This is a genomic window from Pseudomonas sp. SDO5271_S396 (genome assembly GCF_054071795.1).
In genome coordinates, this window is sequence record NZ_JBSVWB010000012.1 from 21,655 (window position 1) to 47,293 (window position 25,639).

26 protein-coding genes are annotated in these 25,639 nt (G+C 62.3%); 11 read left to right on the forward strand and 15 right to left on the reverse strand.

Annotation, left to right across the window (positions count from 1 at the left end; genetic code table 11):
* The first annotated feature begins 36 nt into the window (after positions 1-36).
* A complete protein-coding gene (locus ACW9IN_RS11310) occupies positions 37-963 on the forward strand; it encodes an AraC family transcriptional regulator (protein ID WP_457365938.1) in 927 nt (308 codons plus the stop codon).
* A 172-nt stretch (positions 964-1,135) separates the two neighbouring features.
* Here ACW9IN_RS11310 and ACW9IN_RS11315 read toward each other — a convergent pair whose 3' ends face one another.
* Positions 1,136-1,429, reverse strand: a complete 294-nt coding sequence (locus ACW9IN_RS11315) for a hypothetical protein (protein WP_457365939.1) — start codon at positions 1,427-1,429, stop codon at positions 1,136-1,138.
* A gap of 288 nt (positions 1,430-1,717) precedes the next feature.
* Between ACW9IN_RS11315 and ACW9IN_RS11320 the strand changes: the two genes are divergently transcribed.
* The gene (locus ACW9IN_RS11320; RefSeq protein ID WP_457365940.1) at positions 1,718-1,954 is read left to right on the forward strand and encodes a hypothetical protein; all 237 of its coding nucleotides are present in this window, start codon (positions 1,718-1,720) and stop codon (positions 1,952-1,954) included.
* 69 nt (positions 1,955-2,023) lie between these two features.
* Here the strand turns inward: ACW9IN_RS11320 and ACW9IN_RS11325 are convergent, their stop codons facing one another.
* Positions 2,024-3,862 carry an ATP-binding protein gene (locus ACW9IN_RS11325; RefSeq protein WP_457365941.1) on the reverse strand — a complete coding sequence of 613 codons (1,839 nt, stop codon included), beginning with the start codon at positions 3,860-3,862 and terminating at the stop codon, positions 2,024-2,026.
* 247 nt (positions 3,863-4,109) lie between these two features.
* Between ACW9IN_RS11325 and ACW9IN_RS11330 the strand changes: the two genes are divergently transcribed.
* On the forward strand, positions 4,110-4,646 hold the full coding sequence (locus ACW9IN_RS11330) for a hypothetical protein (RefSeq protein ID WP_457365942.1): 537 nt from the start codon (positions 4,110-4,112) through the stop codon (positions 4,644-4,646).
* Between the two features lie 674 nt (positions 4,647-5,320).
* A complete protein-coding gene (locus tag ACW9IN_RS11335; protein ID WP_457365943.1) occupies positions 5,321-6,577 on the forward strand; it encodes a hypothetical protein in 1,257 nt (418 codons plus the stop codon).
* A 67-nt stretch (positions 6,578-6,644) separates the two neighbouring features.
* On the opposite strand, the gene ACW9IN_RS11340 is transcribed toward ACW9IN_RS11335, so the two are convergent.
* Positions 6,645-7,394: a BPL-N domain-containing protein gene (locus ACW9IN_RS11340; protein WP_457365944.1), complete on the reverse strand. Its 750-nt coding sequence runs from the start codon at positions 7,392-7,394 to the stop codon at positions 6,645-6,647.
* A gap of 170 nt (positions 7,395-7,564) precedes the next feature.
* On the opposite strand from ACW9IN_RS11340, the gene ACW9IN_RS11345 reads away from it, so the two are divergent.
* Positions 7,565-8,020 carry a VOC family protein gene (locus ACW9IN_RS11345; RefSeq protein WP_457365945.1) on the forward strand — a complete coding sequence of 152 codons (456 nt, stop codon included), beginning with the start codon at positions 7,565-7,567 and terminating at the stop codon, positions 8,018-8,020.
* 5 nt (positions 8,021-8,025) lie between these two features.
* Here ACW9IN_RS11345 and ACW9IN_RS11350 read toward each other — a convergent pair whose 3' ends face one another.
* The 5 genes from ACW9IN_RS11350 to ACW9IN_RS11370 form a co-directional block, all read right to left on the reverse strand.
* Positions 8,026-9,753: an OPT family oligopeptide transporter gene (locus ACW9IN_RS11350; protein WP_457365946.1), complete on the reverse strand. Its 1,728-nt coding sequence runs from the start codon at positions 9,751-9,753 to the stop codon at positions 8,026-8,028.
* 218 nt (positions 9,754-9,971) lie between these two features.
* A complete protein-coding gene (locus ACW9IN_RS11355; protein WP_457365947.1) occupies positions 9,972-12,029 on the reverse strand; it encodes a methyl-accepting chemotaxis protein in 2,058 nt (685 codons plus the stop codon).
* Between the two features lie 268 nt (positions 12,030-12,297).
* Positions 12,298-12,588: a DUF3144 domain-containing protein gene (locus ACW9IN_RS11360; RefSeq protein ID WP_457365948.1), complete on the reverse strand. Its 291-nt coding sequence runs from the start codon at positions 12,586-12,588 to the stop codon at positions 12,298-12,300.
* A 78-nt stretch (positions 12,589-12,666) separates the two neighbouring features.
* Positions 12,667-13,362 carry a tRNA (adenine(22)-N(1))-methyltransferase gene (locus ACW9IN_RS11365; RefSeq protein WP_457365949.1) on the reverse strand — a complete coding sequence of 232 codons (696 nt, stop codon included), beginning with the start codon at positions 13,360-13,362 and terminating at the stop codon, positions 12,667-12,669.
* Between the two features lie 56 nt (positions 13,363-13,418).
* The gene (locus ACW9IN_RS11370; RefSeq protein WP_457365950.1) at positions 13,419-14,129 is read right to left on the reverse strand and encodes a FadR/GntR family transcriptional regulator; all 711 of its coding nucleotides are present in this window, start codon (positions 14,127-14,129) and stop codon (positions 13,419-13,421) included.
* A gap of 350 nt (positions 14,130-14,479) precedes the next feature.
* Between ACW9IN_RS11370 and ACW9IN_RS11375 the strand changes: the two genes are divergently transcribed.
* Together ACW9IN_RS11375 and gudD are read left to right on the forward strand one after the other, a co-directional pair.
* A complete protein-coding gene (locus ACW9IN_RS11375) occupies positions 14,480-15,841 on the forward strand; it encodes an MFS transporter (RefSeq protein ID WP_457365951.1) in 1,362 nt (453 codons plus the stop codon).
* Positions 15,842-15,860: 19 nt separating this feature from the next.
* Positions 15,861-17,186 (forward strand): glucarate dehydratase, encoded by a 1,326-nt coding sequence (gene gudD / locus ACW9IN_RS11380; protein ID WP_457365952.1) that lies wholly within the window; start codon positions 15,861-15,863, stop codon positions 17,184-17,186.
* Positions 17,187-17,509: 323 nt separating this feature from the next.
* On the opposite strand, the gene ACW9IN_RS11385 is transcribed toward gudD, so the two are convergent.
* From ACW9IN_RS11385 to ACW9IN_RS11395, 3 genes are all read right to left on the reverse strand, one after another.
* The gene (locus ACW9IN_RS11385; RefSeq protein ID WP_457365953.1) at positions 17,510-17,863 is read right to left on the reverse strand and encodes an addiction module antidote protein; all 354 of its coding nucleotides are present in this window, start codon (positions 17,861-17,863) and stop codon (positions 17,510-17,512) included.
* Between the two features lies 1 nt (position 17,864).
* Entirely contained in the window at positions 17,865-18,167 is a 303-nt protein-coding gene (locus ACW9IN_RS11390) for a type II toxin-antitoxin system RelE/ParE family toxin (protein ID WP_457365954.1), read from the reverse strand.
* A gap of 151 nt (positions 18,168-18,318) precedes the next feature.
* Positions 18,319-19,242 carry an ABC transporter substrate-binding protein gene (locus ACW9IN_RS11395; protein ID WP_457365955.1) on the reverse strand — a complete coding sequence of 308 codons (924 nt, stop codon included), beginning with the start codon at positions 19,240-19,242 and terminating at the stop codon, positions 18,319-18,321.
* Between the two features lie 241 nt (positions 19,243-19,483).
* Here ACW9IN_RS11395 and ACW9IN_RS11400 point away from each other — a divergent pair, with 241 nt between their 5' ends.
* The 4 genes from ACW9IN_RS11400 (at position 19,484) to ACW9IN_RS11415 (ending at position 22,566) form a co-directional block, all read left to right on the forward strand.
* Positions 19,484-20,722 (forward strand): acyl-CoA dehydrogenase family protein, encoded by a 1,239-nt coding sequence (locus ACW9IN_RS11400; RefSeq protein WP_457365956.1) that lies wholly within the window; start codon positions 19,484-19,486, stop codon positions 20,720-20,722.
* A 79-nt stretch (positions 20,723-20,801) separates the two neighbouring features.
* The gene (locus tag ACW9IN_RS11405; protein WP_457365957.1) at positions 20,802-21,209 is read left to right on the forward strand and encodes a hypothetical protein; all 408 of its coding nucleotides are present in this window, start codon (positions 20,802-20,804) and stop codon (positions 21,207-21,209) included.
* A 94-nt stretch (positions 21,210-21,303) separates the two neighbouring features.
* The gene (locus tag ACW9IN_RS11410; protein ID WP_457365958.1) at positions 21,304-22,344 is read left to right on the forward strand and encodes an alpha/beta hydrolase family protein; all 1,041 of its coding nucleotides are present in this window, start codon (positions 21,304-21,306) and stop codon (positions 22,342-22,344) included.
* Between the two features lie 54 nt (positions 22,345-22,398).
* On the forward strand, positions 22,399-22,566 hold the full coding sequence (locus tag ACW9IN_RS11415) for a DUF2986 domain-containing protein (protein WP_457365959.1): 168 nt from the start codon (positions 22,399-22,401) through the stop codon (positions 22,564-22,566).
* Here the strand turns inward: ACW9IN_RS11415 and ACW9IN_RS11420 are convergent.
* The 4 genes from ACW9IN_RS11420 to ACW9IN_RS11435 all read right to left on the reverse strand — a co-directional run bounded on the left by ACW9IN_RS11420 (position 22,563) and on the right by ACW9IN_RS11435 (position 25,627).
* On the reverse strand, positions 22,563-23,540 hold the full coding sequence (locus tag ACW9IN_RS11420; RefSeq protein WP_457365960.1) for a GlxA family transcriptional regulator: 978 nt from the start codon (positions 23,538-23,540) through the stop codon (positions 22,563-22,565). The two genes, ACW9IN_RS11415 and ACW9IN_RS11420, sit on opposite strands and share 4 nt — an antisense overlap.
* 3 nt (positions 23,541-23,543) lie before the next feature.
* Positions 23,544-24,086, reverse strand: coding sequence for a cysteine hydrolase family protein (locus tag ACW9IN_RS11425; RefSeq protein WP_457365961.1), 543 nt, complete (start codon positions 24,084-24,086; stop codon positions 23,544-23,546).
* A 128-nt stretch (positions 24,087-24,214) separates the two neighbouring features.
* Positions 24,215-24,640, reverse strand: a complete 426-nt coding sequence (locus ACW9IN_RS11430; RefSeq protein WP_457365962.1) for a VOC family protein — start codon at positions 24,638-24,640, stop codon at positions 24,215-24,217.
* Positions 24,641-24,751: 111 nt separating this feature from the next.
* Positions 24,752-25,627 (reverse strand): LysR family transcriptional regulator, encoded by an 876-nt coding sequence (locus ACW9IN_RS11435; RefSeq protein ID WP_457365963.1) that lies wholly within the window; start codon positions 25,625-25,627, stop codon positions 24,752-24,754.
* Between the last annotated feature and the right edge of the window lie 12 nt (positions 25,628-25,639).

Genomic DNA, 25,639 nt, shown 5'->3' on the forward strand with positions numbered 1-25,639 from the left:
TTTGATCGTACGCCAGGCTTGCGCGATAGTACGGAAATGCACAACGATCCTTTTGCCGACATCCTCAAACTCGCCCGCGCCGAATCGCTGGTGACAGGCGGTTTTACCGCAGGCGGGCGCTGGGCGCTGCGTTTTCCCGCTCCGGACAACATTAAATTCTTTGCGGTCATCAAAGGCAGTTGCTGGGTCACGCTCGAAGGCGACGCAAGCCCGATGTTGTTCCGCACGGGTGATGTGGGGCTACTCAGCGCCAAACGCGCTTTCGTACTCGCCAGTGATCCGGGGGTCGAACCCACCGATGCAATGAGTGTGTTTTCGGGCCCGGGTAAATCCCACGTGCCCATTGGTGAAGGCGACGATTTCGCACACATTGGTGGTCACGTACTCCTCGACCCTGTCAGTGGGAAGCTGTTGAGACAGGTCCTGCCGCCGTGGATTCACGTGCCTGCCGCGGCGCCTGAGGCAGCTTCTTTTCGCGGGCTGCTTGATCAACTGGTGCAGGAACGGTCAACACCAAAGCCAGGCGCGCAGTTGGCATCCGCTCACTTGGCTCAACTGCTGTTCATCCAGATCCTGCGCGCTCACCTGGAAACCAACGGTTCACCGCTGGCGGGATGGCTGGCCGTGCTTGGCAATGCCCGTCTTGCACCGGCCTTGCAACTGATGCACGGCGATCCTGCCCGCTCGTGGCACCTGGAAGACCTGGCACGCGCATGCGCCATGTCACGAACGACGTTTGCACAACACTTTCGCACTGTGGCAGGCATGACGCCAATCGCGTATCTCACACATTGGCGGATGCGGCTGGCTGAGCGCGCGCTACGTGAAGGCAACGAGCATATCGGCACGGTTGCGCAGGCGCTGGGGTACACATCCGAAAGCGCCTTCAGCAATGCTTTCAAGCGGGAGACAGGGCTCGCCCCCAAGGCTTGGCGGTTTGCAGCGAAAGGATCGGTCGGTTGAGTGCCTTGATGTGTTTAAAGCTGGGTATAGGCACATCGACATGGCTTGACGGAAACCCTACCTCCTCACTGGGTGGTGGATTCCAACGGTGATCACGACTGTTCAATCCAATATCAAAATACTTGCGACACATCAGGCCGCGATCGGCCAGAAGTGACCTCTTCAGAAACAGTCACATCAGCCTTTCAACCAACACTGTAGTGGCCTGGATAGCGATATCGCCAAAATCCCCTTCAAGAAGTAGCACGTTCTCAACAATGTTTATCCCTTCAAGTTCGCCAAGGATGCTGGCGTTTTGAACGTGAAGAGCGCCCAGCCTGATGGCTAGTTCAGTACCGTCGGCGTTCCATGCCATCAGCTTGTACTGGGTCTCGTCATCCACACTGACAACCATCTCGAAATATCGATGAGCCTGATCCAATGTGATCGATAAGACGTTGCTCTGTTCTAGCGCTTGAAGATTCATTACGCGGCGACTTTTGCTTAAAAAGCTGCATCCTACTACGGGGAATACCTGCCTTTGAAATCGAAGAAACGCTTCTGGCGAAAGCAAACATTCAGCCCCTACCCCCCAACAACTCCCTAACACTCCCCCTAACACCTCCACCACAAACAGCTTCGTCAATTACTGGAGCCAAAAAAAGCACCCATTCAGAAGATCACCCTGTGAACTCTGACAGTAGCAAAGAGCAGAGGACTGTCTTTAAATGGCCTGGGCGCAAAAAATCACCCCAACACCAAAAGGAACTAAAAAATGCCAGACAAGATTGTTATTACCAAATACACCGGCACAGTATCGTCGATATCCCCGTCGCATTCCGGAGGAATCATCGGAGTGATGAATATCAGCATTACGCCAGACGATGGCAGCGGTGGTATTTATATTTCCGAGCAAGTGTCAAGCAGTTATAAATCCGGCAGTAAAATCTCATACTCCAAAGTTGAAAACACCACGAGAGGAACCAGCTTCTACACAACAAAAGAGGTCTGAGAATAACGACTGACTTACCCGCTGTAGTCAGTCCTCTCAGCCCAATGAAACTGTTTTAACGCCACTCATTTACCTCCCCAACAACTCCCTGACCCTCCCCCCCAAAACCTCCACCGCAAACGGCTTCGTCAACACCCCCATCCCTTCGCCCAACTGCCCATACCCCATCACCGCATTCTCCGCATACCCCGTAATAAACAACGTCTTCAACCCCGGCCTCAGTTCCATCCCCGCCTCGGCCATCTGCCGACCATTCATGCCGCCCGGCAGCCCTACATCCGTCACCAGCAAGTCAATGTGTACATCCGAGCGCAGCAGTTTCAGGCCGGCGGCGCTGTCGGCGGCTTCGATCACGGTGTAGCCCAGTTCACCCAGTACGTCGGCGAGCAGCATGCGCACGGTGGATTCGTCGTCCACCAGCAGCACGGTTTCGCCGTGTTGGGCGATGTCCATCGCGACTTGGCCCGGTGCGAGCTCGTCAGCGGGGGCGGCGCCGTGATGGCGTGGCAGGTAGAGGGTGACGCAGGTGCCTTCGCCGAGGGTGGACTGCACGTGCACCTGGCCGCCGGATTGTTGGGCGAAGCCGTAGATCATCGAGAGGCCCAGGCCGGTGCCTTGGCCGATGGGTTTGGTGGTGAAGAAGGGTTCGAACGCGTGGGCCATTACGTCGGGTGACATGCCGGTGCCGGTGTCGGTGACGCTCAGGCACAGGTAGGGGCCTTCGGCGAGGTCGTGGGCGCGGGCAGCGGCGGAGTCGAGCCAGTGGTTGCGGGTTTGCAGGGTGATACGGCCACCTTCGGGCATGGCGTCGCGCGCATTGATGCACAGGTTGAGCAGCGCGTTTTCCAGTTGGCTGACATCGACGAAGGCGGTCCAGGCATCCGCGGCGCCGAGGGTTTCGACCTGGATGCCGGGGCCGACGGTGCGCTGGATCAGTTCGGCCATGCCGTACATCAGGGTGTTGACGTGGGTCGCGCGGGGCTCGAGGGTCTGGCGGCGGGAGAACGCCAACAGGCGCTGAGTCAGCACGGCGGCGCGTTTGGCCGAACCTTGGGCGGCGACCATGTATTTGTCCACGTCGCTGAGGCGGCCCTGGGCGATGCGCCGGTTCATCAGTTCCAGCGCGCCGGAGATACCGGCGAGCAGGTTGTTGAAGTCGTGGGCCAGGCCGCCGGTGAGTTGGCCGACCGCTTCCATTTTTTGCGATTGGCGCAGTTTTTCTTCGGCCTGCATCAGCATGGCGGTGCGTTCGGCCACGCGTTGCTCAAGGGTTTCGTTGAGGGCGCGCAGTTGGGTTTGCGCGTCGCGCAGGGCTTCGTCGGCGATGGTGCGCTCCAGTAGGTCGGCGGCCTGGCGCGCGAGGATGTCGAGCAGGCGCAGGTCACGCTCGGTCGGCTGATGCGGCATGCTCCAGTGGGTAGAGATCATGCCGAGCAGGCGGCCATTGCGGGACAGCAACGGGGTGGTCTGGGCCGAGCGGATGCCGGTGTCGCGGAAGGCTTGCAGGTCTTCGGTGCCGGCGATGTCGGGCCATTCCTCGAAGTCGGGGATGATCGCGCGTTGGCCGAGTTGCAGGGCCATGGTGCAACTGCTGTAGGCCATGGGGCTCACCCATTGCCAGAAACCGACTGCCTCGGGTGGCAAGCCACGGGAGCACAGCAATTGCAACTCGCCGCCATGACCGGACGGATGCCCTTCGGGACACAGCAATTGCATGGTGCCGAACTGCGAGCCGGTGATGGACACGGCGGCGTCGACGATCTTGCCGTAGAGGGCTTCCAGGTCTTGCTCGCCGATCAGATCCAGGCTGATGCGGTGCAGGAATTCGATGTCCGACAAAGCGGTTTCCGACGCGTGGGAAGGGCCACGGGGAAAGGCTGCCGGGAAGGCGGTGCGTAGGGTTTTCATGGGGGCTCCGGGGAGCTGGCAATGAGCTATTAGCAGCGTATCAGCAAAGCTCTGACCACGCGATGCGGGCAGACGTTCGGCGGTGATCACTGCGGAATACGTGTACTTGACGGCAAGCCTGTTTACACTGGCGCCCGTCTTACACTGCTTGCTCTCAATTCGGGATGGCTGAAGGTCGTTTGCGACGATCGCAAAGTGTAACGTCCTACCCCCTGAAGGCACCCACCCAGCGAATGGAATCGACCTGATGCTCAAGCCATTGCGCCCGCTTGGCGCGCTTATCCCCCTCACCCTCCTCGCCGCCCTCAGCGGTTGCGGCGCCCTGACCGATGTGCGCTCGTTTTCCACCCCCTACACCTCGCCGACCGGCGGTGAAACCGCGCGCTTGCGCGTGATCAGTGACGGCATGGTACGAGGCGTGCCCAAGTCTGATTGCATCAACTTCCGCCTGCCCGGCGCGGGGGTGATGGTGGCCAAGCGCGACGGCTACGCCGACCGTAACGGCGAAAAGCTCGGCATGGCGCCCGTGGAGCGCTACTCGGACGCCACGGTGATGAGTGAACTGAGCGTCCCCGCGGGCCAGCCCATCGCGTTTCATTACATCGGAAACCGTTGCTACAACATGTTCAGTTTTGTGCCTGAACCGGGCATGGACTACGAACTGGATGCGGCGGGCCGCTACAAGTGCGGGGTGACCCTCAAGCGCATGCTGGTGGGCAAAAGCGAAGGCACATTGGTGCCGCTGGGGGAAAGCAAGCTGTGTAACTGGGGGGATAACTTCTAGATGGGTAGTAGCTGAAAAACGCTGCCAATCCCCTGTGGGAGTTGTCGAGCCCCGGCGAGGCTGCGAAGGCGGTGGGTCAGGTAGCATCTGTGTCGGCTGTGCCGCAGTCTTCGCGAGCAAGCCCGCTCCCACATTGGATCTGTATTGTTGGTGAGAAAGTGTCCGGCACGATGGCCCTATTGGCAGCGCTTTTTCAGCCACTGCAAGACCTCTGTGTGTCGAGCCCTGGCGAGGCTGCGAAAGCGGTGGGTCAGACGGCATCTGTGTTGGCTGTGCCGACGCTTTCGCAGGCAAGCCAGCTCCCACAGGGGATCTCCGTCGTTGAGGAGAAAGTGCCCGGCGCGATGGCCCTGCTGATGGAGTTTTTCCAGCCACTACCAATCCCTTGTGTGTCGAGCCCCGGCGAGGCTGCGAAGGCGGTGGGTCAGGCGACATCTGTGTCGGCCATGCCGCCGTCTTCGCAGGCAAGCCAGCTCCCACAGTATTTCTCCATTGTTGGTGAGAAAGCGTCCGACGCGATGGCCCTGCTGGCAGCGATTTTCCAGCCATTGCAAATCCTCTGTGGGAGCTGGCTTGTCGGGTCGCCGCATCGCTGCGATGACGGCGGCTTTAGCACCGCCTCCAAAATCCTGGATAATGCCCCCCCTCCCGCTCCAATACGGAAGTCCCGCTCGATGAAGTTGCCTGTGTCCGCCCTCGTCTTCGCCGCTGCCCTGTTCTCACCGCCCCTCACCCACGCCGCCGATGCCGCGCTGACCGACACCCTCAAAGCCTTCACCCGCTGCGACGCGAGTTTCTTCAGCAGTTTGAATACCCACCGCGATGCCTGGCTGGCCTATGCGCCATTGGTGCAGGAAAAGAACTTCACCTGGATCGCCGTGAAAAACCGCGCCGACCGCAAGGCCGATATCGTGCCGGTCAGCGCGCCGTCCATTGCCGGGTTGAAGCTGTTGTCCTACACCGACGAGGTGACTGATCTTGGCGCCCTGGGATTGTTTTACTACTGGGGCTTTATCGTGGACGGCGGCATCGACGAGGTCGCCCAGCGCCTCGCGCCGCTCATGGACCAGCCCGGCGCACTGCAAAAAGGCATCGGGCAATACACCCGCAGCGAGCTCAAGGTGGGCAACGGCTGGCAGTCGATCAAACCCATGCCAGGCAAGGCGCCTGGCCTGCGTAACGTGGAGCGCGTGCTGATCGTGGAGCCGGAGGGCAAGCAAGGCACGCAATCGCGGGTCAGTTGTTCGGTGCAGGGCGGCGTCAACGCCGGGATCCTGGCGCAATTGCGGCCGGATATTGCACCGGTCGATTACCCGCGCACCGTGCCCGAAACCAGCATCGGCGAGGTGCCCGTGCCGGCCAGCGTGCTGCAGCGCCTTGACGCGCCGCTCTTGCAGCCCCGCTTCAAGACGTTGAGCTACACCTACCTGTCCAAGAGTGGCGATGGCAAGGACGCGCCGATCACGGTCACGTTCAAGACCGAAGGAGGTTTGCTGGTGAAGAATGAAGCCTATGGCAGCGCCTTCAACGTCGATCGCCTGATGCTCGCGGACCTGGTCCAGCTCAAATCGAAAATGAACGGCATCGGTGATGGCCAGGTCCTGCAAACCCGCGAAGCCGAGCTGAAGGTGCCCACCACCTGGGCACCGGGCCAGACGCTGAGCGCGCGCCTGCACATGGCGTATGTGCCGGCCAAGCCCACCGACACACCCACCGAAACGACCCTGACCTGCACGGTGGGCGAACGCATTCCGGCCCGTCAGGTGTTTGCGTCGCTGACAGGCGATGCGATCCAGCTCGCGTGCGAACAGGGCGACTACCGGTCCTCGCGGGTGTTTATCGAAGACCTGGGTGTGGCGCTGACCCTGGAGTCGACGTCGAGCCAGACGCACTATGTGAATGAGATCACAGCGCTGGATGTGGTGCGCTGACCCGCACACGGTGCAAACCGGTCGGCTCTGCCAGGGTTTTCGTTGGCGCGCGTCCAAGCCCGCCGCACTAGGGTTGTGCGGCCTCGACACTGCGTATCAACGAGCCGAACAAATCCCCCCGAGGCATTTTGCTTAACGGGATATCGGCATTCTCGAACCACTCGCGCCCGGCTTCCGGGTGCGGGCCGCTCAGCACCACCACGCCCTTTTCATAGGTGTACCGCGCTGCCGCCACGTCTCCGTTGCGGTAGGTGGCAATGACCGTGTAAGGCTTGGCGGCGCTGGCTTTCGGGAAGTACGGGCCGTCCTGGAAGAAGACGTGGTCGGGCTTGCCGTCCCAGGTCACCTGCACGGCCGCATCGGCAATGCCGGACACTTCAAAACCAGGACGCCCGGCTTCGGCGTCGAGGTCGTAGGGGATCAGACCGAGGTTGTCGTTGTCCGCCAGGTAGGCGCCCATGCACAACCCCAGGTAGCGACCGCCGTGGGCGATATACCCACGGATGGCGTCAATGCGCGCGTCGCCCAGGCTGTCGAGGGCAGCGGGAATGTCCTGACCGCCACCGGGTTGCACGTAGAGGTCATAGCGGGCCAGGGTTTGTGGGGTGATGTCGACCGCTTCGTCTGCGCCGACGAAATCGATCTGGTAGTCAGGGTGCAAACGGCGCAGCGCGTTCGCCACGTTTTCGGAACAGTCCTCGCAGCCCGCCGGCCCCCGGTAGATGGCGACATGTCGGAGGGGTGTTGCGGCTTGGGCCAGGCACGGCAGCCCCAAGGCAAACGCAAACACAGAGACGACAACAGGATGCAGGTGCATGGCGGCAGGCTCACTCAAGAAGGCGGCAGGGACAACCCGCAGCCTATAGCGACCAGCCTGCGCAAATCCGTTAACAGTTGTAAAACACCTGTCCGGATGCTTAACGGTATTGCATTCCCTCCCCCAGCCAAGGATAACGGTGAGCCGCGCCTTAGCTTGAGAGTGTCCCCATGGAACTGAAATTCAGTCACGTCGACATCCTGGTCGAAAACCTCGATGACGCCTGCGCGTATTACGCGCGCATCTTCAAGGCCAGAATCTCCGAAACCTTCGTGTGGGATCGCGACGGTTTTCACGTGCGTTATGCCGTGGTGCTGATGGGCAAGGAGCGCTTCATGCTGGTCCAGCCGATCGCCGGCAACCTCAGAACCCTGCTGGACAGCCATGGCGAAGGCATGATCTACCGCCACTGCTACACCACCCCGGACATCGAGGTGGCGTACGACGAACTGATCGCCGAAGGCGTGCAGCCAGAAAATGAAAGCGGCGTGCCGCTGACCCGCGAGAACCTGCAGTCGCCATCGGGCTCGCGCATCATCTGGCTGCCCAAGCGTTTCGGGCACCTCTCCATCGAGATCCTGGAGGAGGCATCGCTGGAAGCCTTCATTGCCAAAGCGTTTCCCTGAAGCCCTCAGCCCACCATCGCCCACAGCGACGCCCCGACGCCGGTGATGCTTTCCCCGGCGATCAACCCGGCGGCGGCGGTGATCGCAAAACGCTCGGTGAGGCTCGCCCAGCGGCAGCTCACCAGCCAGGTGAACACGGCGCCCAGGGCCATCATCAACGACACCGACGCCGGCAACACAAAGGCCAGGCCCAATGCGGCGGCGCTGGGCAGGAAGCGGGCATGCCGGGCGGACAGCGTGCTGTCCAGACTACCCAGCAACACCCCCACCAGGCCGGCAATGGCGATGGCCCAACGGATGCTGGACGAGAGCGAATCCAGACCATGACTGAGGGTCTGGGCCACGGCCTTCCAGGTGGCGACGGCGGGCGCCGGCCACTCCTCGGTCAGCAGCATGGATTGCGGGTCGGGGATCAGCGCGAGGTAGGCGAACACGCCGACGATACTGCCGATGAAAATCCCGAGGATTTGCGCGATCACCTGCTTGCGCGGCGTCGCACCAATCGCCTTGCCCACCTTGAAGTCGTTCATCAGGTCGGTGCATTGCCCGGCCGAACCGCCGGCGGTGTTGGCGCTCATCAGGTTGATCGGCACCTGCCCCGGGGCCACGATGCCAAAGCTCAGTTGGGACAGTTGCCCGATGGCACCAATGGGCGGGATGCCCGTGGCGCCCACCACCCGGGCAGCCACGGCGGCGAGGCAGATTGCCAGCGGAATGGTGAGCAAGGCCATCCACAGGTTGATGCCGAACAACAACGCTTGCAGGCCAACCACCAGGCCGATCGACAGCACAAAACCGGCAGCGGGTCCGGGCTTGGGGAGGGTCCAGGGCGAGCTGCCACTGGACTGGGTTGAACGGTATAGCTGGCTCAACCGAATCGCCAGCGAAGCCAGGGTCGAACACACCATCAGGCTCACGCCCGGCCACAGCAACCATTCCACCAAGGCGGCGAATTGCGGGCCACTGCTGCCGGCAGGCAGTGTCACCAGCTGCTGCGCCAACAACCAGGGCCCCAGCCCACCCCAGGCGAGTACCGCACCGAGCAACAGTGTCAGGCCGACCCGAATGCCGATGATCCCACCGAAGCCCACCAGCAACAGCGAAGGGTCGGCGGTAAACGTCAGGCGCTCCCACTGTGCGTTCGGCGACCAGCGTGGAATGGCCCAGATAAAAGTGTCCAGCCACTTCACCAACCCGGACAACAGCGCCGCACCCAGCAACACCTTCAAGCGCGTCGCGGCTTCGCGGCCATGGTTGTAGATGTGCAACAGGGTTTCCAGGGTGGCCATGCCCTCGGGAAATTTCAGCGCCTTGTCATTGAGCAGCGACGGGCGCAGGTACCAGGCGATCCAGATCCCCAGAAAGCTCACCGAGAACACCCACGCGATCATCGGCAAGGCGTCCAGCTGATTGCCCGTCAGCAGGGTATAAGCCGGGATCGGCGCCACCAGCCCACCGGAAATGATCGACGCCGCCGCCGAGGCGACGGTCTGGTTGATATTGCTTTCGTGCAGCGTCCACGGCACCTGCTCGGAGGAGCGCCTGGCCAGACCTTGCCAGAGTGCGTAGCCGATCAACAAAGCAATGATCGACATGTTGAACGACCAGCCGATCTTCAGCCCGGCGTACACATTGGAAGGCGTCAACAGAATGCCGAGCACCGTACCGGTGACGACCGCCCGCAGGCTGAGTTCGCGTGTGACGGGACCGTGCAGCGGCGGGGTTGAAGTCATGCGGATTCCTTTCGGCCAGGGAACAGGACGGCTTAACAAGTGAGCCCTGTAGTTGCCGAAGGTTCACCAAAACAAGATGACCGGGTTGGGCTGGCCTCTTTGTGGTGAGCGGGCTTGCCGAATCGTCGTACCGCCCGCGCTGGGGCGCGAAGCGGCCCTGAATTCGACTACCCCGGTCTATCTGATACACCGCAGTGTTCCCGTTGGGGCGGCTGCGCTCAACCCAACCGGAACCGTGCGGTGTTGTCGCTCAGTGCGCGGCTGCCCTGGCTCAGGGTGTCGGCGGCGCGGTTCACCGCGCGGGCGCCGTCGAGCAGGCGGCCGGCGGCCTGGTCCACTTGCTGGATGTTGCCGCTGACTTCGTCCGCCGTCGCGGCTTGTTCTTCCACGGCGGTGGCGATCTGCGCCAGGGTGTCGGTGACGTTCTGCACGGCGCCGGCGATTTCGCCGAGGCGGGTGCCGAGGCCGGTGACGGACTGCGCATCGGTCAGGGCCTGTTCGCACGCCGCGCCCATCAGGTTGACCGCCTGGCTCACCGTGGCGCGCAGGCTGTCGACGGTGCCGGCGATCTGCGCGGTCGACGCCTGGGTGCGTTGCGACAGGCTGCGCACTTCATCGGCCACCACCGCAAAACCACGCCCCTGCTCGCCAGCACGCGCGGCTTCGATGGCAGCGTTCAGCGCCAGCAGGTTGGTTTGCTCGGCAATGCCGCGAATGGTGTCGACCACCGACTGAATCTGCTGCCCCTGCTGGTTCACCTGTTCCAGCGCGTCGGCGGTGTCGGTCAGACGCTGGTTGAGTTGCTGGATACTCGCCGTGGTGCGCTGGCTGTCGCGACTGCTGTCTTCGGCAATCCGCCGGGTGTGCTGGGCACTGCCCGAAGCCTGCTCGCAACTCTTCGCGACGCCCATGGAGGTGGCCGCCAATTGGGTGGCGGCAGCGGCGATCTGGCTGATCTGTTGCTGCTGGTCTTCCACTTCGGTCAGGGTGCTGCCCGACTGGGAGTTGAGCGTGAGCACGGCCGAGCCCAATTGCTCGGTCTCGTGATTGACCCCCAGCAGGCTGGTGCGCAGTTGTACCACCGCGACGTTCAGGGCCGTGCTGATCGCCGCCAGTTCGTCACGCCCCTCCACCGCCACTTCCACGCACAGGTTGCCGTCGCGCAACGACTCGGCCAGGGTGGTAATGCCGCTGGCACTGCGGCGAATCGAAGCTTGCAGGCACATGAACAGGTACAACGCCGCCAACGCCAACAGGCTGAAGGTGGCCGCCACCGGCACGAATTGCTGCAACGAACGGTCGCGGTAATAGCCCAGGCGCGCATCCAGCGAAGTCAGCGACTGGTTGCGCAATGCACCCAGGCTGTCGAGCATGGCATCGACACTGCGGTCGAAGCCGGCGGTGTCGAGCTTGATGGTGCCGCCGAACACGCCGTCGTCGAGCACCTTGAGTTCGTTATCCAGCACTTGAAGGCTGTTGTCGTACTGCGCGGTCCATGGCTCCATGCCGGGGTATTGCTTGGCCTTGAGCGAAGCGGCGGCCTTGACCAATTGATCCCGCGCATCGCCAATGCGGCCACGCAGGTCGCGCATCTGCAAACGGCTCTGCAAGGTGAACTGCCCCGACGCGATGGACGACTCGCCCACACTGGCCATACGCCCGATCCGCTCGATCAGGTCCGGCGTGTGCTGGGTGGAAATCTGCATCAGCAGGTAGGTTTCCAGCCATGGATCGAGGATCAGGCCGGCATCCAGGGCAATCTGTTCACGCAAGGTTTGCATCGCGGTCAGCGCCGAAGTGAAGCGATCGTAGCCATCCGGCCACCAACCCACCGTGCGCAGCGACTGGGAGTCCATGCCCTTGACGGTCGCCTGCAACGCTTCGAAGCGCGTCAAGGTATCGGCGCTGGCGTGGTGGTTTTTCAGTGCCTCGCCCAGGGCTTGCAGGTTTTGCCCGATGATTGGGCTGTTGGCGTCTACCTTGTCCATCGCCGCCTTGGCCGCCGGTGTGGGCGCATGCAGGATGTCCAGCGCCTTCCAGCGGGCCGCCAGGTTGCGCTGGGCCGTGAGCTGGCCGTCCAGCGCATCCAACGCCAGCAATTGGCGCACGCCGGACTGTTCGTTGGAAATCACCGAAAGTTTGTCGCGATAGTCCTGGCCGATCATCCACAGGCTACCGGCCAGCGGCAGCATGAACAGGAAAAACAGCACCTGAAACTTGCGCGCGAAACCGAAGCGTCCAAGCAGGCGAATACCGGGTGACAAGAGACTGTGCATGTCCGACCACTCCCCAAAACCACCCACACAACGCAGGCGGTGAGCGAAACCTTGTAATGACTGACGGCAAAATGCCATGTCATTGATTACGCTGGCTCAAGCAAGATACGGGCCGTTCAGATGAGGGACGAGAACAGGCGGTGTGGCGCACATGCCCGCACACTGCGTGCACGAAATTGGGGCAAAAGCACTCAGCACTGCGGGCGGGCCTGTAACCGATGGGGACGCCGAGGGAGCGAGCCATGCCAACCCGCCCTGCCGTGGCCGCCTATTGGCCCTGCCGATACCGGCTGAAATTATTGATGTGATCGTCCAGATTGTCTTCCAGCATGAGCCGGTACTGATCGCAGAAATACTTGAGCAGCGCTTCCCGCGCATCGGCCATTTCGGCGCCGGACTTGAAACTGCGCGCACTGGCCCAGGCGCTGAACCGTGTGGCGCCGAAGGTCATCGAGGCGCTGACCTGGCCGAGGTTTTCGTGGGCTGCAAGTTGTTCGTTCGACAGTTCGATGTGAGCGTCTGCACGGTCGTAGAAAGCGTGGTCGGTGGCGTCTGCCATGGGGAATTCCTGGGCGAGCGAGAAAGTGCGGCTATTGGAGCATATCCGGGGCTCGAAAAGGAAAAGCCGCAGGCCCGCTCACTTCAGCAGTTCTGTCATCCATTGCACCTGACGTGCAAGAACCTCGCGCCGCTGATCCGGCACCGCCTGCCGGGCCTGTTCAAGGCCGGCCAGGGTTTTGTGTGCCAGGCGCAGCAGGCGTTGCCACTTGGCCAGGAATTCCGGCGTGCGGGCCTGTAGTTGCAGCGGGCCAAAGTAGAGTTCTTCGGCGCTGTAGCTCACCGGCCCCGAACGTTCGGCGACGATGATTTCATAATAGAAGCGGTTTTCCCGCAGCAACTCTTCTTCCAGGATGCGGTAGCCGTTGTCCATCAGCCATTGGCGCAGCGGTTGTTCGCCGCCATTGGGTTGCAGGATCAGGCGTTCCGCGCCACTCAGGTGGGCCGCGCCACTGTCGAGAATATCGCGAATGGTCTCGCCGCCCATGCCGCACAGGCTGATGGCGGTGATGCCGTCGCCCGGTTCGATGGCCGCCAGACCATCGGCCAAGCGCACGGTAATGTGTTGATCCAGAGCATTGTCGTGCACGGTGCGCCGGGCCGCGTGAAAAGGCGTACGCGCCACCTCTCCCGCCACCGCCGCCGCAATCGCGCCGCGACGCATCAGCGCCACCGGCAGATAGGCGTGGTCCGACCCGATATCGGCCAGCCGCGCGCCCACCGGTACATGCGCGGCGACGCGCTCCAGACGCATGGACAAAGTGTGTTCGTTCAACGGTGTTTCCTTATCGCATCCAAGAGTGGGCTTCGCCAGCAGGGTCACCCACAACCTTATTCTCCCGAGAACCGGTCCCGGCTGTTGGTCAAGTGCAGCACCATCGCCGCACGCGCCGCGTCAGGGTCCTGGCGTTTGATCGCGTTGAAGATCGCTTCATGTTCCAGGTTCGCCAGTTGCCCCAGTTTGGCGAAGTCGGCGCCGCCGCGTTCGGCTCCCTTGACCTGGGTGCGCGGGATCATGGCATTGCCCAGGTGCAGCATGATCTCGGTGAAGAACGTGTTGCCGGTGGCCTCGGCGATCAACTGGTGAAAGCGTTTGTCCTCCTCCACACAGTTGTCGTTGTTCGCCAGCGAGGCCTGGTAATCGTCCAGCGCTTCGCGCATCTGCGCCAGTTGCTCATCGCTGCGGCGCAAGGCGGCCAGCGCAACCGCCTGCACCTCAAGGCCCAGGCGCAATTCGAGCATGTTGCGCACGCTGGCGACCGTGTCCACATGCAGGCGCAAGCCCTGCTGGGCCTGCGGCGCCAGCACAAAGGTGCCGATGCCGTGACGCGTCTCCACCAGCCCCGAGGCCTGCAGCTTGGACAGCGCTTCACGCACCACCGTACGGCTCACGCCATGCTCCAGCACGATGGTGGATTCCGACGGCAGCTTTTCACCAGGCTTGAGTTGCCCCAGCAAGATGCGCTGGGTCAGCGTCTCGAGTACGCCCTGGGCCAGGTTGCTGGAACGTTTACGGACGAAGGGTGTGTGATCGACGGGCATCGTGACGGGTCCACGGGGTTGGCTGGCGGGAGCTTAACACCCCATCGGGAATCGGCGGGAGGTTGATGTAAAAGGCCGCCAACTTGTATGACAACCAATCTGAAATCCGATTGACCGACGAGCGGCTGCAACCCCTTCCCCCCTGAGTACTTCACACCTGCCATGGCGCATTTAACCGCTACAAACCCAACAAAACTGGACAAATAACCAAAACACCCCATTCATAACCCGCCTTAGAAGAACAAAAACACACCGCTACAGATTGCGAAGCTCAAAAAACAACTTGTATGATGTCTATCAACAAGACACACACCACCCGCATAAAAATAATCAGGGGGAGTTTTTCGATTGTGAACACTTCAAGCCATGCATCTGTCGCCTCGCACAGTGATTCGGTCCTCGCGCACGCCGTGAGCAAAGTGAAGAGCCATGTGCTCCCACTGTTCGTGATCATGTTCATCCTCAACTACATCGACCGGGTCAACATCGGCTTCGTGCGTACGCACATGGAGCACGACCTGGGTATCGGTGCCGCCGCCTATGGCCTGGGTGCCGGGCTGTTCTTCATCGGGTATGCCCTGTTCGAAGTGCCCTCCAACATGCTGCTGCAAAAGGTCGGCGCACGTATCTGGCTGACCCGCATCATGTTCACCTGGGGCATCGTCGCCACGTTGATGGCGTTCATCCAGAACGAAACCCAGTTCTACATCCTGCGCTTCCTGCTGGGCGTGGCCGAAGCCGGTTTCTTTCCCGGCGTGATCTATTACTTCACCCGCTGGCTGCCTGGCGTCGAACGCGGCAAGGCCATCGCCATCTTCCTCAGCGGCTCGGCCGTGGCCTCGCTGATTTCCGGCCCGTTGTCGGGGGCACTGTTGCAGATCGAAGGGTTCGGGTTCCACGGCTGGCAATGGATGTTCGCCATCGAGGGGCTGGCCTCGGTCGCGCTGGGCTTCTTCGTGTGGTTCTGGCTGGACTCCAAACCCCACGACGCCCACTGGATGACCCGCGAAGAACAGGACGCGCTGGTGGCCGCCATCGACCAGGAACAACGCGACCGCGAAGCCCTGAACACCGTCAAGCCGAGCCTGGGCAAGCTGCTCAAGGACCGCCAGATTCTGCTGTTTTGCGTGCTGTACTTCTGCATCCAGCTGACGATCTACGCCGCGACCTTCTGGCTGCCGAGCATCATCAAGAAGATGGGCGAGCTCAGCGATGTGCAGGTCGGGTTCTTCAACTCGATCCCCTGGCTGATTTCGATCATCGCCATGTACGCCTTCGCCTCGCTGTCAGGCAAGTTCAAGTTCCAGCAGGCCTGGGTCGCCGCCGCACTGCTGATTGCCGCCGCCGGCATGTTCATGTCCACCACCGGTGGGCCGATCTTCGCGTTTGTCGCGATCTGCTTTGCGGCCATCGGTTTCAAGTCGGCCTCGTCACTGTTCTGGCCGATTCCCCAGGGCTACCTGGATGTGCGCATCGCCGCAGCGGTGATCGCGCTGATCAATTCCATCGGCAACCTGGGCGGCTTCGTCGCGCCGACCACCTTCGGCTTTCTGGAGCAGACCACCGGTTCGATCCAGGGCGGGCTTTACGGTCTGGCCGGTACTTCGATTCTCGCCGCGATCCTGGTGTTCTTCGCCAAGACGTCTCCCTCTGCCGTGTTGGCGCCGCCCAGCGCCGTACCGACCGACGCAGCCATCAGCAAACCCCTTTGAGCCTATTTAGGAACCTGCCATGACCACTCCCGTTATCACTCACTTCCAGGTCATTCCGGTGGCCGGCCACGACAGCATGCTGCTGAACCTGAGCGGTGCCCACGGCCCCTGCTTCACGCGCAATATCGTCATTCTCAAGGACAGCAGCGGCCACACCGGCGTGGGCGAAGTGCCCGGCGGCGAGCGCATCCGCGAAACCCTCGAAGACGCCCGTGGCCTGGTGATCGGCCAACCCATCGGCCAGTACCAGCGCATCCTCAACCAGATGCGCACGACCTTTGCCTCACGGGACGCCGCCGGTCGCGGCCTGCAAACTTTCGATCTGCGCATCACCATCCATGCGGTGACCGCGATGGAAGCCGCGCTGCTCGACCTGCTGGGGCAATTCCTCGAAGTCCCGGTGGCAGCCCTGCTCGGCGAAGGGCAGCAGCGCGACGCGGTGAAAATGCTCGGTTATCTGTTCTATGTGGGCGACCGCACTGCCACCGACCTGGCTTACCGCAACGAAGCCGATGCCGAGGACGACTGGTTCCGTCTGCGCCACGAAACAGCCCTGACCAGCGAAGCGGTAGTGCGCCTGGCTGAGGCCGCCCAGGCCAGATACGGCTTCAACGACTTCAAACTCAAGGGCGGCGTGTTGAGTGGCGACGCAGAAATCGAAGCCGTCACCGCCCTGGCCGAACGCTTCCCCGAGGCGCGCATCACCCTTGACCCGAACGGCGCCTGGTCGCTCAAGGAAGCCATCCGCCTGTGCCGTGATCAACACCGCGTGCTGGCCTACGCCGAAGACCCTTGCGGTGCGGAGAACGGCTATTCGGGCCGCGAAGTCATGGCTGAATTCCGTCGGGCCACCGGCCTCAAAACGGCGACCAATATGATCGCCACCGACTGGCGCGAAATGGGTCACGCGATCCAGTTGCAATCCGTGGATATCCCCTTGGCCGACCCGCATTTCTGGACGATGCAAGGTTCGGTGCGCGTGGCGCAGATGTGCAACGACTGGGGCCTGACCTGGGGCTCGCACTCCAACAACCACTTCGATATATCCCTAGCGATGTTCACCCAGGTGGCGGCCGCCGCGCCGGGCGATATCACCGCCATCGACACCCACTGGATCTGGCAGGACGGCCAGCGCCTGACCCGGGAGCCGCTGAAAATCGAAGGAGGCTACGTGAAGGTGCCGAGCAAGCCGGGCCTCGGCGTGGACATCGACATGGACGCCGTGGCCAAGGCTCACGAACTGTACAAAGGCATGGGCCTGGGTGCGCGGGATGACAGCGTCGCGATGCAGTTCCTGATTCCTGGGTGGCGCTTCAACAACAAACAGCCTTGCCTGGTGCGCTAGCGTCTTCGACAACGCTGTTGATCAAATGCGGGAGCTGTCGAGCCCCGGCGAGGCTGCGAAAGCGGTGGGTCAGGTGGCATCTGTGTTGGCCATGCTGCCGTCTTCGCAGGCAAGCCAGCTCCCACATTGGAGCTCTATTGTTGGTGAGTAAGTGATCGGCGCGATGGCCCTGCTGGCAGCGTTTTTCCAACCACAGCCAATCACCTGTGTCGAGCCCCGGCGAGGCTGCGAAAGCGGTGGGTCAGGTGGCATCTGTTTTAGCAGTGCCACAGTCTTCGCAGCGATGCGGCGGCCCGACAAGCCAGCTCACCCATTCGGCTTGGTTACTTTGTCGATTGTGGTCGCTTGAGCGGTTGCACCGTCAGCTCCACCCCCAAAGCCAGCATCAGTTTCTGTACAGTCTCATAGCGGGTTTTTGAACCACCCTTCAGGGTTTTATAAAGACTTTCCCGATTGACGCCCGCCGCCTCGGCCACTTTGTTCACGCCCTGGGCCTTGGCAACCTCGGCAAGCGCCTTCATCAGTACCTGCGGGTCCTGGGACTTCATGCTCTGCGCAAGGTAAGCACTGATGATCTCCGGACTGTCGAGGAAGCGTGAAGCTTCGTAGACACTTGTGCCAGACGTATCAAGGGCGAGGATCGGCATGTCCTCGGGATTGAATTTCGACTCACTCATTTCATTGACCTCTCAGGGCATTGAGGATCTCTTTTGCCCGTGTGATTCCTCTCTTCTGGTCGGTTTTGTCACTGCCCCACAGCATCAAGTAGGCAGAAACACCCGTACGCACAAAATAGATTCTGTAGCCGGGTCCGACAAAAACACGCATTTCACTCAGACCGTCGCCTACCGGCCGGCAATCTCCAAAATTGTTTTCTTCGGCTCGATCCAGCCGAAAAAGCACGGCTGTTTTCCCGCAGACATCCTTCATGCCGTCGAGCCACGTATCAAATTCAGGCGTCCTGCCTATCAAATTAGTCACAGATTCGTTTGTAGCCTACTGGCTACCTCTCGACAATACCATTGGATTTTTTCCTTCGAAAAGGCCCGGAAGAAAAAAACCCTAGCGCAGCCTCAACACAGGTAGCCGACCGATCTATTAACGCGTGTTTCCCTTTTGTTCATTCCAGTGCTCAAAGCGCCCGATCAAACAACGGTGCCACGTCGTACCGCTGCTTGAGCATCTGCGCATCCACCAAAAAGTCCGCCGTGGCCTGGGCTTCGCTGACGATTGTCGGCGAGATCGGCAGCACCTTGATCGCGTCGCGCTTGAACCACACTTTGGCAATTTCCGGGGCGGATTGGTTGGCCTTGGACCAGGCTTCGGCGTACTCATCGACGTGGTTGTTGCTCCACTCCCGAGCGCGGGTCAGGCGCGCGACGAAGTCTTTGATGATCGCGCCTTTCTGCGCCAGGGCCGGTTCGTACGCGACGATGTAGGTCGGCGCGCTCATCAAGCCTTTGGCATTGCGGATCAGGGTGCTGCCTTCTTTTTCCTGCAACGACACGTAGGGTTCCCAGGTGCCGAAGGCGTCGATATCGCCCTGGGTCAGCGCCAGGCTGGCCTCGGCCGGCAACAGGTATTTGAAGTGCACGCTGTTGCGCGGGATGCCGGCCTCATCCAGTGCCTTGTACGCCAGTTGCTGGCTCCACGAACCGTTCCAGATCGCAACCGTCTTGCCTTTGAGGTCGGCCACCGAGTGGATACCCTTGCGCGCCACGATGCCCACGCCATTCAGGCTGGTCTGGGTACTGGCCACCACTTTCACCGGCGCACCGTTGGCGGCCAGGCTGATCACCGGGGTATCGCCGACGATGCCCACGTCCAGCGCACCGCTGGCCACGGCAGCAGCCACCGGCGAGCCGGTATTGAAACGCTTGAAGTCGATCTTGTACGGCAGGTCTTTGAGTTCGCCGGAGAGCTCCAGCACGATGCGGTTGGAGAAGAACTGGTCCCCCACCGTGAGCGTGGGAGTTTCTGCAGCCAGGGCGGAAGGGCCCGACAGAGTCAAGGAAGCAAGGCCCAGCAAGCACAGCAGTGTTCGACGGTTGAGCATAAAAAATCCCACAGGGTTGAAGGTCAGGTTCAACCATCCGTGGGCGTGCAGTCTGGTCGTTCGCCGTAGAAGCTATCGCAATAACAGGTCGGGGTTTAATACTGTTGCGCACTATCGATAGAACAGTCCCACAGGTCGCTAGCTATTTTTCGTATTAAAAACTTGGCGGGCACTGCGTTAGGGTGACGTCACCAGACCACTGGACCCCAGCACCTGAACCCTTTTCTGCAAGGTCCATTGCATGTCGATTCCCGCGTTGAATATCTGGGGCGCCCCGCCCACTGCCCGCTACGAACAACTGGCTGCGCCGTTTCGACCACTGTTTGCGCAGATACTCGCACAAGCCGCCGAGGCGGATCAGACACGCGCCAGCCTGGCCGAAGTGATCCGGCAACTGAACGCCCTGGGCCTGCCGCGCTGGCGCCTGCCGCAGCGTTACGGCGGCCAGGACGCAACGCTGGTCGAGCTGTTCGCCCTGCTCACCGAGCTGTCGGCCGCCGACTCCAACATCACCCAGGCCCTGCGCGGGCACTTCGGTTTTTGTGAAGACGTGCTCAGCGCCAAGGACCTCGACTGGCGCGCCCGCTGGCTGGACCGACTCGGCCAGGGTGCCCTGCTCTCCCCCGGCAGCACCGAGGTGGGCAACCAGACCCGAGGCGATTTCGAAACCCGCCTGCACCGCGACGCCGAGGGCACCTTGCGCATCAGCGGCAGAAAGTTCTACACCACCGGTGCGCTTTACAGTGACCTGATCAACACCATCGCTACGGGCGAAGACGGCACGATCTACACGGTCGTGGTCGACCTCAAGGCCCCCGGCGTGCAGATCGTCGATGACTGGAATGGCTTCGGCCAACGCCTCACCGCCAGCGGCACCTGCATCTTCGATAACGCCCCGGTGGACGACGACGTGCGACCCACCCAGCAGCGCTTTGGCCATGGGCAATCGTTCTTCCAGCTCTACCACCTCAGCACCCTCGCCGGCATCGCCCGCCGCGCGGCACTGAGCGGCGCCGAAGAACTCAGCCAGCGCGCCCGCACCTTCACCACCGGCAACGCCGACACCGCCGCCCACGATGTGCAACTGCTGCAAGTCATCGGTGAAGTCGCCAGCCAGGCCTACGCCGCCCAGGCCATCGCCCAGCAAGCGGCGCAGCGCCTGGAACACACGGCGCAATACGTGATCGCCCATGGGCAACCGCTGCGCGACGATGATCCACAGGTGGCGCTGGCCGAACTCGAAGTGTGCCTGGCGGTGAACCCGGTGGTGGACGCCACCCTCGCCGCCACCACCGCGCTGTTCGACGCCCTGGGCGCCAGCGCCACCGCCAGCAACAAGGCGCTGGACCGGCTCTGGCGCAACGCGCGCACCCTGGCGAACCACAACCCGCGCGTGTACAAGTCGCGGATCGTGGGCAACTACCTGGTCAACGGGCTGTTGCCGCCGGCGCAGTGGCGGGTGGGCGTGGCGAAAACGTGAAGCATTGATCACCCAATCCAATCAAACCAGCCCGAAAACGGTCTAGAATCCAGCCTCCTCTGCCTCTGGACCGCCTGCCATGCCGCGCCTCCTGCCCCTGTTTTTGCTGCTGTTACCGGGCCTGGCCTGCGCCTACCCGGCCCTGCAAGACACAACGCTGTACCGCGACACCGCTCACGATTGCCACGACGTCGACCTCGCTACCTGGCAGCATCCCACTCGCACGCTGCTGGAGAAAAAGGGCTTCCAGCTCGACCGCATCGAGTTGTGCAACGGCGGTCGCTATCCGATCTTCCACGGAGAAGCCCCCTACGACCCACGCGGTCAGACCAAGGAATTTTTCCTGCCGCTGTATGAGCAGATGCGCAAGGCCAACGGTAAATGGCCCTTCGCCCTGGTGGTGAGCAGCGACACGGTGGTGGTGTATGTCAGCTACCCCAAGGACGATGGCATCAGCCTGAACTATGAGGAATACGCGGCGCCATAAGCACCCGCACCAACGGCCCGGGTGCGTCCTCGCGCGGCTATTCATCCCTCGAATTTAAAGGCATGATGCGCCGCTCACATCAAGGACGATAAACGTGAAAAAAACCCTCGCCGCACTGCTGTTCGCTAGCCTGGCTACCCCCGCTTTCGCCACCGACACGCCCATCGGCTTCCAGACCGCCCCCCTGCCCGACCCACAAAACGTCCGTCCACTGGAATTGAGCGTGTGGTACCCCGCCGCCACTTCCGCCGTGCCCGAGCTGATCGGAGACACCGTGGTGTTCGTCGGCGCCCCGGCGGTGCCCAACGCGCCACCGGCCAGTGGCGCCCACCCGCTGGTGGTGCTGTCCCATGGCTACGGCGGCAATTGGGGCAATCAGGTGTGGCTGGCCAGTGCCTTGGCGCATCAGGGCTACATCGTGGCGGCGGTCAACCATCCGGGCACCACCAGCCGCGACCGCAGCCCACAGGCGGCAGCCCAGCTCTGGCAACGTCCCAAAGACCTGAGCTGCGCCATCGATGCGGTGCTCGCTGCGTCGAAGCCCTTTGGTGAAGTCGACAGACACCGCGTCGCTCTGGCAGGGCACTCCCTCGGCGGCTGGACCGTGCTGGAAAGCGCAGGGGCCCGTTTCGACCCCGACCTGTTCGCCAAGGACTGCAGCGCGCACCCGACGTTGTCCGGTTGCCGGGGGTACCAGCAGATGAACCCTGCCGGCACCCCCGCCGGCAAGGCCAAACTGGCCGCCGACCTGCGCGACCCGCGCGTCACCGCCGTGGTCTCACTGGACCTGGGCCTGTCGCGCGGCATGACCGACGCCAGCCTGGCGGCAATTGCGGTGCCGGTATTGGTGATCGCCGCAGGTGCACCGTCGGAGGATCTGCCGGCAGCACTGGAGTCCGCCGACCTGGCCCGGCGGTTGCCCAAAGCCTCCACGCAATACGTCGAAATCAACGATGCCAGCCATTTCAGCTTCATGGCCGTGTGCAAGCCCGGTGCGGTGGCGTTGATCGAAGAGAGCTCGCCGGGCGATGGCATGATTTGCGCGGACGGTGAAAGCGCCCGGCCACGGGCGGTGATCCAGCAACAGACGATCGCGCTGATCACCGGGTTCCTGACGGCTGCCAAGCACCCCTGAAACGGGCTCCTTCAAGCTGGTATCATGCGTCCACCAACCAGCCGGGTAGCCCCCATGAACCGCCGCAAAAAGATCAATCAGTTGCTCAAGGCCCATGCCAAGAAGGCCAACGCCAAACTGGCCCCGCAGAAAAAGGACAAATACATCAGCAAGGCGGATCGCTTGAAGCTGGCGGAGCAAGCCGAACAGGCCCCCGCCACAGCCCCTGATACCACCCTCTAAACGCTCAGGCGCACTGCCGAAGGCGTCCCCGTTTCGTACTTGCCCCATACCCGCCGCAAATGACGTGCCGAGCCGAAACCTGAACGCTCGGCCACACTCTCGATGTCCAGCGATGACGCCGCCAACAAATCCCGGGCCACGCTCAAGCGCAGCCGGTGCAGGTAGTCGAGCGGGCTGGTGCCGACATGTTCATGGAACAGCCGCGCCAGATGCCGGCTGCTGGTAAACGCAAGACCGGCCATGCGCGTGACGGTCCAGGGCTCACAAGGCGCCGCGGCGACAGCGTCCTGCACGCGGTGCACCGCCGGGTGCAAGTGATTGCGCCCTGTCATCCACGGCGACAGTTGCGGGTCGGCGCCGCTGCGCCGCATATACACCACCATATCCCGCGCCACCGCACTGGCCAGCCGTGGCCCGCACAGTTCGGCGACCAGGTGCAGCATCAGGTCGATGCCCGCCGTGACGCCAGCGCTGCAACTGACCGGGCCGTCCGTGACGTACAGGCGATTTTCCAGCACCCGGGCGCGGGGCGCCGTGGCTTGCAAGGTCGCGCACAGCGCGTGATGCGTGGTGCACAGACGGTCATCCAGCAACCCGGCGCGGGCGGCGCTCAAGGCCGCCGCGCAAATGCACAGCAGCCGCTCGCCCGAGGGCTCGAATACCTTTTGCAGCCATTGCACCAGCGTATCGTTGGCGGCATCGAACGCCCGCCGTCGCGCGCTGGGCATTTGCGTCGTGGACCCCACCAGCACCACCAGCGTGCCCGGCGCCAATGATGACGGCAGCGGCGCCAGGCCGTTCAGCGGCAGACCGATGGAGGTCTGCAACGAGGCCACCGGGCTGACGTACTGCAAGTCGAACTCGACGGCAGCCGGGTCCTCGACCTGCGTGGCCAGGCGCAGCACTTCGGCGGGGCCGGCCAGGTCCAGCATCAGCACTTCCGGCAACAGCACGAACAGCACCGGACGTTTCACCCTTCAGTTCTCCAAGGCCTGGGCGACGGTGACGATGCGCGCAAAACGCCCTTCCAGCACCAGTTCGGTACGTTCGCGGATTTCCGCCGGGGTGTGAAGACGCCCCGTACGTGCATGGGTCATCGGAAAGGTCAGGGTCGCCTCGCTGACAAAGTCCACATTGAAGCCGCTGTCGAAAGCCTGCCGCGTGGTGGTTTCACAGCACTGTTCGGTGCGGATGCCGCTGATGATCAGCGACGCCACGCCCATCTCCCTCAGTCGTGCAGCCAGCGGCGTACCGGCGAAGGCGCTGTGATGATGCTTGTAAATGATCAGGTCGGGGTTGATCGACAATTCGCTCAATGCCCTGACGTTGCCCGATGCCATCGAAAAGTGCCCCTGGTCTTCCACGTGGAAAACTTGTACCACCGCAATGCCTTGTTGAACACACCCGTCGATAAGGGCCTGTTGTTTTTCCAGGTACTCGGGCAGGTCAGTTTCGGACCAATAGGTGGAATGGCGAAACGAATGCTGGGCATCGATGACGAGAAGGGCTTTGCGGCTCATGATGGGTCCTTTCTGGCTTGCATGACGGTGAGTGATGCAAGCCATGCTAGGCATCCTGCCAGTTGGGCAACAGGCAGGTGCCGGACCGCTTCAGGACGTATTCGGACATCCGTGTTGCAGGGCCAGGCTTATTTGGCGAACAGCTGGCTCATGTCCTTGAACGCCTTGAATTCCAGGGCGTTGCCGCAGGGGTCGAACAGGAACATGGTGGCCTGCTCGCCGACCTGGCCCTGGAAGCGAATGTAGGGTTCGATCACGAAGCGCGTCTGGCGGGCGCGCAGACGGTCCGCCAAGGCTTCCCATTGCGCCCACTGCAAGATGACACCGAAATGCGGCACCGGCACAGCATGGCCGTCCACCGGGTTGGAATGCACCGATGCCTGGGAGTCGGTCTTGGGGTGTTCGTGGATCACCAACTGGTGGCCGTAAAAGTCGAAGTCGACCCACTGTGCACTGGAGCGGCCTTCCGAGAGGCCGAACACGTCACCATAGAAGTGGCGAGCGGCGGCGAGGTCATACACGGGAATTGCGAGGTGAAAGGGCGAAAGGCTCACGGCGGTTTACCTGCGGTTTCTGATGATTAGAGCCTGATTCTTCACCAGAAACATCGGCGGATAAAGCGCATATCCTGCGCCCTGAGCGTCGATTTTTTCGATGCTCGCGGTTTACTCCGCCGCCTTCAGCGCCCCGACCAGGCAGCCGCGAAACAGCGCGAAGAGCGGCGAATGGCGCTGGCTGTACTTGGTCAGCAGCACGATTTCGCGAAAAAACGTGAGTTTGTCCAGGTGCACCACGCGCACGTCGCTGCCGTGTTCCAGCCACAATCCCGCCAGGGGCACCAGGGACACCCCAAGGCCGCTGCGCACCATCTTGACGATGGCGTCCAGTTCGTCGAGTTCCAGCGCCTGCCGCGGCTGGAGCTTGTGCGCCTTGAGAAACTGCGTGACCTGACGCCCGCCGAACGAAACACGGTCGTAACGCACGAACGGCTGCTCGCGCAGGATCTGCAAGGGGTCATCGCCCGCCACGTCCTTCGCGGTGATCAGCACAAACGGCTCACGGGCGATCACTTCGAGGTTGAGGTCCTTGGGCAGGTTGAACGGCGGGTTGATCAGGATCGCCAGGTCCAGCTCACCCGCATCGATCTGGCTGAGCAGGTTGAGCGACACCCCGGGCACCAGGCTCACCTCGATCGACGGGGCCTGGCGTTTGAGCGCCACCAGGGCGCTCGGCAGGATGCCGGTCTGCACGCTGCCGATGGCGCCGATGCGCAGCGACCCGTGGAAGTCGTTGGCGCTGTCGGGCGCGCCCATGCGCGAGAAAATATCGAGGATCTCCTCCGCCAGCGGCACCGCGCGCTGCCCTGCCGAATTGAGCGTGGCGGAGCGGCCGGTGCGGTCGAACAACTTCACCCCCAGCGCCTCTTCCAAGTGCTTGATCTGCGAGCTGACCGCCGATTGCGTCAAGCCCACTTGCTGCCCGGCGGCAGCAAAAGTGCCCCGTCGCGCGGCGCAGACGAAGGTTCTGAGTTCTCGAATCATCCGGATCCCCTA